The sequence below is a fragment of the Dethiosulfovibrio salsuginis genome, from assembly GCF_900177735.1.
Lineage (GTDB): Bacteria > Synergistota > Synergistia > Synergistales > Dethiosulfovibrionaceae > Dethiosulfovibrio > Dethiosulfovibrio salsuginis.
The window spans coordinates 1-10,707 of the sequence record NZ_FXBB01000056.1; the positions used below are offsets into that span (position 1 = coordinate 1).

Annotated in this window: 16 protein-coding genes and 1 pseudogene; 5 read left to right on the top strand and 12 right to left on the bottom strand. The window is 50.2% G+C overall.

The annotated features are described in order from the left end of the window. Together B9Y55_RS13555 and B9Y55_RS12610 are read left to right on the top strand one after the other, a co-directional pair. On the top strand, positions 1–279 hold a 279-nt coding region (locus B9Y55_RS13555; protein WP_234986244.1), incomplete at its 5' end, for a hypothetical protein. 95 nt (positions 280–374) lie between these two features. Continuing rightward, positions 375–1,130: a hypothetical protein gene (locus B9Y55_RS12610; RefSeq protein ID WP_085545699.1), complete on the top strand. Its 756-nt coding sequence runs from the start codon at positions 375–377 to the stop codon at positions 1,128–1,130. 47 nt (positions 1,131–1,177) lie between these two features. On the opposite strand, the gene B9Y55_RS12615 is transcribed toward B9Y55_RS12610, so the two are convergent. From B9Y55_RS12615 to B9Y55_RS13560, 9 genes and pseudogenes are all read right to left on the bottom strand, one after another. Then, the gene (locus tag B9Y55_RS12615; RefSeq protein WP_085545700.1) at positions 1,178–1,333 is read right to left on the bottom strand and encodes a PH domain-containing protein; all 156 of its coding nucleotides are present in this window, start codon (positions 1,331–1,333) and stop codon (positions 1,178–1,180) included. Positions 1,334–1,485: 152 nt separating this feature from the next. Beyond that, entirely contained in the window at positions 1,486–2,640 is a 1,155-nt protein-coding gene (locus B9Y55_RS12620; RefSeq protein WP_085545701.1) for an RNA-guided endonuclease InsQ/TnpB family protein, read from the bottom strand. Beyond that, positions 2,637–2,756, bottom strand: a pseudogene (locus B9Y55_RS13755) (IS607 family transposase); the annotation flags it as partial. The pseudogene B9Y55_RS13755 and the gene B9Y55_RS12620, both read right to left, overlap by 4 nt. A gap of 67 nt (positions 2,757–2,823) precedes the next feature. Continuing rightward, positions 2,824–3,087 (bottom strand): PH domain-containing protein, encoded by a 264-nt coding sequence (locus tag B9Y55_RS12625; RefSeq protein ID WP_085545702.1) that lies wholly within the window; start codon positions 3,085–3,087, stop codon positions 2,824–2,826. 52 nt (positions 3,088–3,139) lie between these two features. Then, positions 3,140–4,546, bottom strand: coding sequence for an RNA-binding domain-containing protein (locus tag B9Y55_RS12630; protein ID WP_085545703.1), 1,407 nt, complete (start codon positions 4,544–4,546; stop codon positions 3,140–3,142). A gap of 146 nt (positions 4,547–4,692) precedes the next feature. Then, positions 4,693–5,247 carry an ABC transporter ATP-binding protein gene (locus tag B9Y55_RS12635; protein WP_085545704.1) on the bottom strand — a complete coding sequence of 185 codons (555 nt, stop codon included), beginning with the start codon at positions 5,245–5,247 and terminating at the stop codon, positions 4,693–4,695. Then, positions 5,244–6,080: an ABC transporter permease gene (locus B9Y55_RS12640; protein WP_085545705.1), complete on the bottom strand. Its 837-nt coding sequence runs from the start codon at positions 6,078–6,080 to the stop codon at positions 5,244–5,246. Before B9Y55_RS12640 ends, B9Y55_RS12635 begins: the two co-directional genes overlap by 4 nt. A 77-nt stretch (positions 6,081–6,157) precedes the next feature. Then, positions 6,158–7,027: an ABC transporter substrate-binding protein gene (locus B9Y55_RS12645; protein WP_234986245.1), complete on the bottom strand. Its 870-nt coding sequence runs from the start codon at positions 7,025–7,027 to the stop codon at positions 6,158–6,160. A gap of 33 nt (positions 7,028–7,060) precedes the next feature. Next, positions 7,061–7,255 carry a hypothetical protein gene (locus B9Y55_RS13560; protein ID WP_234986246.1) on the bottom strand — a complete coding sequence of 65 codons (195 nt, stop codon included), beginning with the start codon at positions 7,253–7,255 and terminating at the stop codon, positions 7,061–7,063. Positions 7,256–7,399: 144 nt separating this feature from the next. Between B9Y55_RS13560 and B9Y55_RS12650 the strand changes: the two genes are divergently transcribed. Continuing rightward, positions 7,400–8,287, top strand: coding sequence for a damage-control phosphatase ARMT1 family protein (locus B9Y55_RS12650; RefSeq protein ID WP_085545706.1), 888 nt, complete (start codon positions 7,400–7,402; stop codon positions 8,285–8,287). Positions 8,288–8,346: 59 nt separating this feature from the next. Here the strand turns inward: B9Y55_RS12650 and B9Y55_RS12655 are convergent, their stop codons facing one another. From B9Y55_RS12655 to B9Y55_RS12665, 3 genes are all read right to left on the bottom strand, one after another. Beyond that, a complete protein-coding gene (locus B9Y55_RS12655; RefSeq protein ID WP_085545707.1) occupies positions 8,347–8,787 on the bottom strand; it encodes a sulfurtransferase in 441 nt (146 codons plus the stop codon). Positions 8,788–8,867: 80 nt separating this feature from the next. After that, a complete protein-coding gene (locus B9Y55_RS12660; protein WP_085545708.1) occupies positions 8,868–9,266 on the bottom strand; it encodes a type II toxin-antitoxin system HicB family antitoxin in 399 nt (132 codons plus the stop codon). 28 nt (positions 9,267–9,294) lie between these two features. Beyond that, positions 9,295–9,477, bottom strand: coding sequence for a type II toxin-antitoxin system HicA family toxin (locus tag B9Y55_RS12665; protein WP_085545709.1), 183 nt, complete (start codon positions 9,475–9,477; stop codon positions 9,295–9,297). 78 nt (positions 9,478–9,555) lie between these two features. Between B9Y55_RS12665 and B9Y55_RS12670 the strand changes: the two genes are divergently transcribed. Beyond that, entirely contained in the window at positions 9,556–10,116 is a 561-nt protein-coding gene (locus B9Y55_RS12670; RefSeq protein ID WP_085545710.1) for a terminase small subunit, read from the top strand. Then, entirely contained in the window at positions 10,088–10,384 is a 297-nt protein-coding gene (locus B9Y55_RS13110) for a hypothetical protein (protein WP_200806687.1), read from the top strand. Before B9Y55_RS12670 ends, B9Y55_RS13110 begins: the two co-directional genes overlap by 29 nt. The last annotated feature ends 323 nt before the right edge of the window (positions 10,385–10,707 follow it).

Sequence of the window (10,707 nt, forward strand, 5' to 3'; positions counted from 1 at the left end):
ATCCAACCGATAAACTTCTTTCCCATACAGATCCCTCCTTATGAAATCAAAAAACCGAAAACAGGCCGTCTAAGCTCCCGCAAAAAAAGCATAGGGCAACAGAGCGACCTCTTAAGTCGGAGAGGGAAAGCAAAAACCTTATTCTGTCACCGTCCTAAGATGTCGTTATGGAGTAGTAAAGTTGCAGGTGAAGGCGATAGGCCTTTTCAAGATAAACTCAATCAAGAGGAGGATTTAGTTATGAATAATACGATAAGGAAGGCCGCTTCAAGGGGCTAAACTAGGTTTGAAGGCTTGGTCACTGCCTTCGAGGGAGAAGATACCCCTTAGACAATCCTAGATTCTGTAAGTAAAAACCAAACGGAGGTGTTTTTATGAAACCAGGCAGACTGATGAACCTCTACAATATTTTCGCAATTTGCTCTTATGCAAACACCCAGGATTACCTATGCATAGTGGATATGAGAACCGGTGACGAGATCTTTGGCCAAATCGCTTTAGAGTCGGACTGTGTCATCATATCTAAGACCTCTTTTTGCATCGAGGTTTTAAAGGATATATATGAGAGTATAACTATCCCCTATCTAGAATCCATCGAGAAAAACTCACCGGTTATAACCCTGGACGGCTCCACATGCGCCTACCTAGCTGATACCAGCAGCAATATCCAGTCGCTTTTCGATGCAATTGAAGACGAGCTATACGTACCAGACGAGTCTAGCGCAGAGAAAGTTTCCGATCTGAGCCTTAAGACCTGGACTTATAAGCCCGCAAAATCCGCAGAGAGAGAGGCTTACTTAGTAAGCGAGATGAACCAGGAGAATCTTCCAGGTAGGGTAATATGCTCCGCCTATAAAGCTGAAGACGCTTCTTTTGCCGTACTAACCCCTAACGTGATAGCCCTTACATTGAGGTCCAGGGATTTTATGCGATGCCTATTGGAGCGCTTTGACCTCGACGGCGACATAGACCTTAGTATTCCCCAGCTAGAGGAACACATGGCAAAAAACTTTAAAGGCGATTCTCTCCGGTCATTCTCCGAGGATATAGCCAGCTTCTTCGCCAGGGAAGAGATAGTCAAGTTCAACGAGAGCATGGAGATACACAAAACCAGAGACATGGCTTATTAGGCAAAAGAAGAGGGAGGAGCCTCTCATAAAGAGCCCCCTCCCTCTGGCTATAGCACAGCTGAGCTCAATATCCTGTAGATCTCGTCTATGCTCGAGTCCTTTTTGAACTCGAAGGTCAGGGGATCGGACTGTCCCCTCATCCATATCTTGAGCTCCGACTCCAGGTCAAAGTGACCGGCGCTCTCTTTGGCAAAAGAGACTATGCTGCTACTAAAAACATAGACAAGTGTCTATGTTTTAGAGTTTTCCTGCTTCGTCGTGTCCGATTTCGCTGCGTGACTACTACTCTCGTTTGATATAACACTCCACAGGCGTAAATTCCGACGTAGCCCGCCGTACATAGTACCTATATTCTTTAAGTGAGTATAGAATACTGATTTGCGTCTCGTAGGTTATAAGCGGCGTTAAGGTCTCTATCTATTTCGAGTCCGCAACTACTGCATTTATAGGTTCTTTCGGAAAGGCTTAAATGTTTTTTGACTGCCCCACAATTAGAGCATGTTTTAGAGGAAGGATAGAACATAGAGACTTGCCTTAGCTCTACACCATGCTTGTGACACTGGGCAAGCAAAAACAGCTTAAAGGCATAAAAACCCTGATCGGTGACCGCTTTTGCCAGGTGTCTGTTTTTAACCATGCCTCTAACATTTAGGTCCTCTACGGTTATATGCTGGGGCTTGGTTTTCACCACAGCATTTACGACAGAGCGCCTGTATTCCTCACGGATGTTTCCTATGCGATAATGCAACTTTTGTACTCTAAGTGTGTTTTTAATTAAGTTAGAGCCACTTCCCACGGTTTTGCCGGCTTTCTTTTTTGCGTTCTGTTTTCTAGCCAGTGCTCGACTCTCCCGCTTTAATTTTTTCTCTTGTCTTTTGACCTTAGAGGTCTTATTGATATTGGGATAGATGCTCCCGTCACTTAAGGCAGCGAAGTTTTTTATGCCAAGGTCTATCCCTACGCCAGGGGCAACAGCTCGCTCTATCGTGGGCTCAGGAACATCACACAACAGGGACAGAAAAACACGCCCTGCCTTTATGGACAAAGTTCCGTTTATAACCTTTGCGTTTTCCGGGATATATCCAAACTCTTTTAGCCTGACAAAGTTAAAGGTAGGTATTTTTATCCTGTGTCTCTGGGCAGTCCAATCTGTCTCACTGTTTTTAGGCAGGTAAACTTTCACGTCCTGGTTCTTTTTCTTCTTAAACCGAGGAAATCCAGCTTTTTTGAGGAAGAATTTTTTATAGGCACATTCACCATTCATAATAGATTTCTTGCGGGCTTTAGACGAGACCTCTTTGATCCACCCAAAACCATCTTGCTTAGAGTGTACGTTATTAATCCACTTATCGAAGGAGTACCCCGATAAAAACTCGCCGGTCTCCTTATAGTGGTCCTGTGCCTTTTGAAGATACAAGTTATACAGATAACGACATACTCCGATGGTTTTAACTAGTTTTTCAAGCTGTTTTTCCGTCATCTTGAGTTCTGTCTTATATGCTTTTTTCACAACTCGTTATCTCCTTTCAGCTTATTTTTGTATTTCCGTAGCCCATTCACTTTGCATGAAAAAACATCGACAATAGAGATAAGGTCCTGTACTATTTCCTTTTGTGGGGAGACTGTTTACGGACACGCCAAATATCTCCGCTACATCTTTAGGCTTAAGTAGTTTTTTCATATATACATACTGTCATTTCTTGAGACTTGTGTCAATATTTTTAACTACTGTTCCTTGACTCCCGTAAGGGACGGTTAAATAGGATACCTTTTTACCCGTCATCCCCTGCTTGTCCATCACTATGAGCCTCTTGTCGGTGAAGACGAACATGTCCCTGACCAGCTTGTAGGCCGCCTGAACGTCCTCTCCCTCTATCAGCATGGAGCAGAATTCCTCCCTGACCTTGCCCAGGTCGGTCTCGCTGGCGTGGCCCATCAGGCCCCTTATAAGTCCCATGATATGCCTCCTCTATTTTTGTGGCTAGCCCTCAGGCCGTCTATGGTGAACGTCACTCGATTACCTGCCAGTGGCCGGTTTTTTTGGAGCCAATCCTGTGAATACGGTGCTCTCGCTTCAATTTCTGAATGTTGCGTTTTATAGTCGCCTCGCTGACCTCAAGCCATTCGGCCAGTTCTGCATAGCCCGCTGAGGGATCGGAACGCAGCATGTTTAAAAGGTCATTTATCAGGTCAACATGACCGGATAAATTATCGATCTGACCTGTTACCCCACGGACGTCCGCCAATTCCAGCTCGTCCACCGACTTACGGTAAACGGTGACGGTGAAAAGGGACCCGTCGTGATCGTCGGTAAAGTCTATCCTCGGCCACTTTTCCAGTGCTCGTTTTATGCCGGACCCCAAGCCGTGATAGGGGAGCAAACCTTTCGCTATGTAGGAAACCAGAATAGGGTTACGGATGTTGGAGTTACCGGAGCGGATCTTCTCCACAGTCAGGTTGTCGGGAAGATGGCCGGGACTGATGATCTCGATTCGATCGTCAAAGATAAACAGGCGAATCGGGGCACTGACCAGATAATCCCGATGGACCAAAGCGTTGACCAGCAGTTCCTCGAAAACCGCCTCGGGGATCTCCGCCAACCCCGGTGCGTTAACACCTCGTCCGGCCTGCACCTTGTGTAAGTTGCGCATGACAAAGGCCAGTGCCCCCTCAAAGAGCTTCGGCAGAGGACCGGAAAAATCCTCGGTATCCAGATAATCGGTGGCGTGGATCTTGTTGCCAGGATATCGAATCGCCTTGACCACAAACTGAGGCACGATCCACTCAGGCTGCTCGGCAAAAAGAAGCACCCCCGCCAGGTTTAACACGCCATCGTCTGTAGCGAGGTTCATGTTTTGGAGCAGTCGGGTCAACTCAGCTGGTGAATCGGGATAGTCCATTTTGTAGACATCCCTCAGAAAATCCCGAAAACGTAGCTTGTCCATCCTGTCGATGCCCGCCTTCGTTGGCAATTCGTCGGCGTGGAACTGGTTGGTAATCTGAAAAAGGCGGCGCAGCTCCTCCTTGGAGTTCACCCGCCGTTTGTCCGCCCCAGCCTTTAACCAGATCACTCCGTTTTTGTCGAAGTATGGCTTGTCGATGCCCTTGGGAACGGTCAAAACAATAGCGATACGACCGTTCTCCAGAGCCACATTCTCGGTCAAAACCGCTAAGGGACTATGGACCAGATGGCTTGCGGCGTTGCTGATTAGCTGGTTGACGCGCCCCACATCCTGAGCTGAAAGCCCTGGCATCGAGCCATCATCGGCCACACCGATAAATATGATGCCGCCATTGGTGTTGGCAAAGGCAGCCATCTCCGACGCTAGAGAGTCGGCATTTTTTATATCCACCTTGAACTGTCGGGATGAGTCCTCTCCAAGAACAATTTGTGTTAGCAATTCTTCCAGGTTCATCCATATCACCCCCACGTCAACTCAACGTTCATAACAACACCAACCTAGCCGACCACCATAGCAACGAACCGGAAACAGAGGAGACCCATAAGATATATCATCCATATAGCCCCAAATGTCAAGGGCTATTTCAGAGTTATCCCGACCTAGACCTGAACTCCCTCTAAAAGCTCAAAGACCCTCTCGGTCATCTCGCCGAAGCCCTTGCAGGAGCGGCTTCTTGGCCTGTCGAAGGGGACGTCGATGGTCTCCACGACCCTACCGGGGTGGGCGGACATCACCACTATCCTGTCCGCAAGGTATATGGCCTCGGCGAACTTCTCCAGGCCGACCCGGGCCAGATAGTCCATGGCGAGCTCCCTTCGATCCTCGAACCTCATACCGTTGAACTCGGGGCCTAGAGCCACATTATCCACGACGGACCTCCAGGGCAGAAGGGAATATTCCTGAAAGACCATGCCTCTCTCACGGCCAGGGCCTTTTACAGGGCTTCCCTTGTAGAGCACCGAGCCGGATGTGGCGACCTCAAGGCCCGCCACTATCCTGAGCCAGGTCGATTTGCCGCATCCCGATGGGCCCAGGAGACAGACGAACTCTTTGTCGAACACCTTGAAGTCCACCCCGTCCAGGGCACAGAAGACCTCCCCGTGATCGGACTTGAAGTCCTTCCTCAGGTTCGACGTCTCAAGAAGGGGAGTCATCGGGAGAGCCTCTGCCAGGAGAAATAACGATCCTCGAAGAACCGAAACGTCCCGTCTATGACTATGCCTATCATGCCTATGCTTATCATACCAGCCATCACTATATCGGTCCCGGCCACAGTGTAGGCGTGGGTTATGAGATAGCCGACGCCGGAGATGCTGCCTGGCATCATCTCCGCTGCGACGAGGCACATCCAGGCCCCTCCCAGCCCGAGCCTCATCCCGGTAACGATGGACGGAGCTGCGGCGGGCAGCAGGATCTTAAGGAAAATATCCCGCTCCGAGGCCCCCAGGACCCTGGCTGAGTCTATAAGGGTCGATCTCACACCGGAAACTCCGTGTACGGTGTTTATGAGGATTGGGAAAAAAGAACCTATGAATATGATAAAAAGCATAGAATATTTGATGTTGTTAAGTAGAGGATACCAGGTCCCTTCCTCCACTCCCACCGTGGTGGCTAAGCTGGCGACCCCAAACCAGGCCAGCACCAGGGGGATCCAGGCCAACGGTGGCATAGGACGAAGCATCTCCACCAGAGAGCCCAAAAGGCGGTTCACCGTGCGGTAATGTCCCATAAGAACCCCGACTGGCAGGGCAAGGAGAAGACCAAGAAGGTAGCCGCCCATGACACGGAAGAAGCTGACCCACAGATTGGCTACTATGGAGCCCATCCTGAGCAAATCGTCGTTAGGACGGGATAGGACCGCCGCCACCTGTGACACCGACGGAAGGACCACCTCGTTTTGGACCTTTATGGACGCTACCTGCCAAAGGATTATAAGGCCGATGGGGGCCAATATGGGAAGGATAAAACGGTTAAGACTGTATCTCACGAAAATACCTCCTATAAAACTCAAAAAGTCGGCCCTCAGGGGCTAACCTGACGGCCGACTTTGAGGATGGTGATAACCTACTGCTGTTCGATCTCGACGAATTGGAAATCGAAAACCAGATCGGCCACGTCGTCTAAAGATTTATCCTGTAACGCTCCGGTACACTGTCCAAGACGGTTCAGCATCTCCGGGTAGAGGGCGGCGTTTTTAAGCCAGTCCTTGGTGACCTTGGTGCTGAGGGTCATCTTGGCGGCGGCTATTACCTCCGCAGGAACTCCCAACCAGTCGGCGGTTATCTCGGAGGAAAGCTGAGGGTTGGCCATACACCACTCGCTGGATGTGGTCATCATGTCGATAAAGGCCTTTACCGCCTCGGGATGGGCCTCGACGAACTCGGTCCGTCCCGCTATGACGCAGCAGGGGAAGTTCTGCCATCTTCCCACAGGAGGAAGCTCCCTGAGCTGAAGCACTATGTGCCCCTGGGATTTTGACTCGACGATCTCCGGCGTCGGAGCTGGAGCGACGGCGAACTCTATCTGCTTTGCCGCCATGGCCGGTATTATGTTGGCCGTTCCCCTGAGATCCATCATGAGGATATCGGCGTCCTTCTTGGTAGCGTAGGCATCGCCGGTAAGCCTTAGGCCCGCGGAGTCCATAGCGGCCTCAAAAAGTATCTTAGGAGCGCTGGTTGGGGAGTGGTATCCAACGATAACAGGCTTCTCCGATGCCTTAACGTAAGCGAGAAAGTTCTCCCAGCCCACGACGTCTATATCGCTCCTTGATACCATAGCTATTCCATCCGCCTGAACCGGGGCCATAACCTTTATCGCTGTCCCTCTATCGATACCGGAGAGCATGGCAGGGAAGGAGCTGACGGTCAGGTCCAGGTGTTTCTGGGCGAAGAGGGTCGCGACCTCAGAGCCACCTTTGATGGAGTTGAGGACCATACGGGCCTTTTTCTCTCCGTTGACGTAAATATCTTATTTTTCCTTGTCTATGACCGGCTTCAACCACACGCCCAGATCCTTGGCCTCTTCCCCTCTGGCCATAGCGACCATGAAGGCCTGATGGTGGGTCACGTGAGAGTAGGCCATCTGGACAACCGGGACATCCGATGCCCAGAGAGACCCGGCCATTCCAAAAAGAACCGCCGCGATTAGAAACAACTTTTTCATATGGGATCACCCTCCAAAGATGAATAATGCCTGTGCATTATAGTATCCATTCTTTAAAGAGCCAAAGGTTATATCTATCACTGTTTTTTGTCCATATAGGTGGTATAGTTTTCTACTAATCACAGAACGAGAGGAGAACAACTCATGGAACTTTACCCCCAATGCGTGAGCTGCGTCATGGACAACGTCCTGAAAAGGGCCTCCAGAATGGGCCTCGACGAGAGGGACAGAATGACTTTGCTCAGGAGGATGTGGGAGGGCTTTGAGCCCGAGGTTCGGCAAGACTCCTGTGCCCCAATCCTGACCCAGATAGGATACGATATTTTGTCCGATATGACCGACGGGCTAGACCCGTTTAAGGAAGAAAAGGACCAGCTCAACCGGTCCATGATGGCCATGGAGGAGGACTTTTTCGACCTCTCCTCCTCGTGCAACGATCCCCTTGAGGCGGCTATGATACTTTCGGGAACAGCGAACCTGCTGGACCTCGGAGCGTACGACGAAATAGACCACGAAAAAATCTCTAAGGTGATGAAAGAGGAGGTAGAGAGCAGGCGACTTCCGAAAGAGCTTTACCGACGGTTTACGGAGACCATAGAACATCACAGAGAGATCGTCATTCTTGGGGACAACTGCGGAGAGATAGTCCTGGACAAGGTGGTAATCCGCCAGATGAGGCTCCGGTGGCCCGATATCTCCGTAACCTTCGGCGTCAGAGGAAAAGCCATACTGAACGATGCCACCGAGGAGGACGGTCTGGCGGTAGGCATGGCCGACCTGGCAAAGGTTGTATCCACCGGGGTGGGGACTCCTGGATTTCTCCGATCCCGATCGTCGGAGGGTTTCAGGTCCACCTTCGATCGCTCACCGCTAGTCCTGGCTAAAGGGGTAGGCAACTTCGAGGCGGCGGCCTTCGACGACCACAGGGTTTTTAACCTGTTCATGGTAAAGTGCCGTACCCTATCCCGTCTCCTTGTAAAGCCCGAGGGGAGCCTGATATTCTCCTCGGGTAAGAAGTCCCTTTATAACTAGAAAAGCCCCCAGGATCGATAACGGTCCTGGGGGCTTGGGATTAATCTCCTCTATCTCTATTAATTGTCCACAGCTGGCTCGATTGGGTTGGACGGATCCTTCTGCCAGTCGATGATGCTACCTTTGTAGTTCTTCACCGACTGGTAGCCCATCTTGACCATCTTTTGAGCTATTATGTTGCTTCTATGGCCGCTGTTACAGTAAACGATCACCGTAACGTCTTTGGTGAGTCCCATGGAATCGAGCTGTTCCTGGGTCATGGAATCAAACTCACCGTCGAAGACGTTGATCGCCCCAGGGATGTGCCCTCCCTTGATTCCCTTTTTGGGGGACTCGCCGTTGAAGTTCTCCGGAGACCTGACGTCAACCAGGAAGAATCCTGGCTTGCCAAGGTTCTCCTTGACGTAGGATTGATCCACGATCTCGACCGAGGCAGCGAAAGCGACAGAGGCACAGAGGACAATCATGATGGATAGAGCTAAAGACTTCAGATTTTTCACGAAAAACCACTCCTTGGCGTTATGTTTTTTATTACTTATAGTAGTATAAGTCTTGCATCCCTTTACGTCAAGAGTCGGTTTTAAACTCCCAACCTCTCCCTGAGAGCCTCCTGGAGGGTGCTGGAAAAGTTGATTTTATTCTCCATGGCCATCTCGTTGAGCCAGGCCGGTATTGTCACGTTCTTGTTTACGGATTTTTTTATCTCCTCTTTGCGAAGGATATCCATCCTCACATCGATTATAACGGCAACCTCGTCTCCTTCTGGCTCTAGCTTGTTGACCGGGGTGGGGCTTGGAATAGGGTCGTTGTCATCTTCCATGCAAAGCAAATGACCTCCTAAAGCATCTTTTGCGCTAGCGATAGCGTCGGCGTAGTCTGTCCCGAAGGTGTTACAGCCTGGAAGGTCAGGGAAGCGGACACAGACATACTCGCCGTCTTCGGATAGAAGAGCAGGATATACTCGAACGTCCTTTTTCATAGGAAATCGTCTCCTTTCTGAGGCGGGGCTACTTGAGCCCCGCCTGTTTCATGATGCTGTTTAATGTCTTGGGTGGAACGTCCTTTTGGGGATGCTTTACAGTTGCCTTCCCCGGCTTTGTCGGATGCTTGAAATGATGGTGGCTACCAACCGTCTTGATCCAGTACCAGCCATCATTTTCGAGGATCTTGATTATTTCGCTGGACTTCATCGCTTTCCCCCCTGACGTCATTATTATAATGCGCATTATTATGCGCGTCAAGTCTTTGGATTACAGGAGGTGACCGCCGTGGCAAAGAAGCTCACAGCGAAACAGGCTGCCTTCGTGGAGGAGTATCTCGTTGACCTCAACGCCACGGCGGCGGCGAAACGCGCAGGATACAGCGTAAAAACCGCTGACAGGATAGGGGCCGAACTGCTTGGGAAAACTTGGGTTGCAGCAGAGATTCAAAAGGCACTCAAGTCTAGAGCGCGTAGGGTGGAGGTGACGCAGGATCAGGTTGTTATCGAGCTTGCGAAGATTGCGTTTGGCTCGACTCGGGATATGATGGAGTGGGGACCTGGCGGTGTACGTCTGAGGCCGAGTTCTGAGCTGACGCCCGACCAGGCGGCCATGGTCGCGGAGGTCTCGGAGACGACGAGCCAAAATGGAGGTTCGCTGAGGCTGAAGGTCCACGATAAGGTCAGGGCCCTCGAGCTTCTCGGCAAGCACCTGGGGATGTTCGTAGAACGTAAAGAAATCACCGGAAGGGATGGCGGTCCTATCGAGCACAATCAAAAAATAGACCTCTCCATCCTTTCTGATGAGGAGCTGAATATCCTTGAAAACGCTCTCGGTAAATCGCGATGATCTGGTAGCGGCCATAGAAAAAGAGCGGATTCGCCGCCATATGGTTGATTATCTTGAGTATGTTCATCGGGGCAAGTGGCAGTCCGCCCGTCATCTGAAATTGGTCTGCCAAAAGCTGGAGGAGGTAGAACGAGGCGAGTGTAAACGACTCATGATTTTCATGCCTCCCAGACATGGCAAGTCCATGACCGTCACCGAGACTTTCCCCTCCTGGTTTATCGGCAAGAATCCAAGCAGGAGGGTTATAGAGGTTTCTCATAGCTGGTAACTTAGTAGATTTAACCTCTAGCCAGTCAAAGATCAATTAAAATTGCTAGCGTTCTTTTCTATTCTAGAGCATCATAATCTAACGAACCACATCCTTGAAAGCTCTCTTTTTATGTGAGAGTATGTACTCCTCATACTTCTCACGTAACTATTCAGTCCCCCTGCCGATTTAGCTCCTAAACCAGCAGTTTCTTAGTCTCTTGCAACGTGCTATCATGGCATCAGAATAAATCTGAAAGGAGGCCTATTCATGTTTCAGAAGCCCACCTACGAAGAGCTCTTCGAGGAAAACCAGATTCTCAAGGCGATAATCAAGAGCCTCAG

Bases quoted from the DNA above. Each gene is read 5' to 3' on its own strand.
- B9Y55_RS12660 (WP_085545708.1), bottom strand. From the start codon at position 9,266: ATGAAAAAGGACGTTCGAGTATATCCTGCTCTTCTATCCGAAGACGGC.
- B9Y55_RS12645 (WP_234986245.1), bottom strand. From the start codon at position 7,027: ATGGTCCTCAACTCCATCAAAGGTGGCTCTGAGGTCGCGACCCTCTTC.
- B9Y55_RS12625 (WP_085545702.1), bottom strand. From the start codon at position 3,087: ATGGGACTTATAAGGGGCCTGATGGGCCACGCCAGCGAGACCGACCTG.
- B9Y55_RS12610 (WP_085545699.1), top strand. From the start codon at position 375: ATGAAACCAGGCAGACTGATGAACCTCTACAATATTTTCGCAATTTGC.
- B9Y55_RS12635 (WP_085545704.1), bottom strand. From the start codon at position 5,247: ATGACTCCCCTTCTTGAGACGTCGAACCTGAGGAAGGACTTCAAGTCC.
- B9Y55_RS12630 (WP_085545703.1), bottom strand. From the start codon at position 4,546: ATGAACCTGGAAGAATTGCTAACACAAATTGTTCTTGGAGAGGACTCA.
- B9Y55_RS12665 (WP_085545709.1), bottom strand. From the start codon at position 9,477: ATGAAGTCCAGCGAAATAATCAAGATCCTCGAAAATGATGGCTGGTAC.
- B9Y55_RS12650 (WP_085545706.1), top strand. From the start codon at position 7,400: ATGGAACTTTACCCCCAATGCGTGAGCTGCGTCATGGACAACGTCCTG.
- B9Y55_RS13560 (WP_234986246.1), bottom strand. From the start codon at position 7,255: ATGAAAAAGTTGTTTCTAATCGCGGCGGTTCTTTTTGGAATGGCCGGG.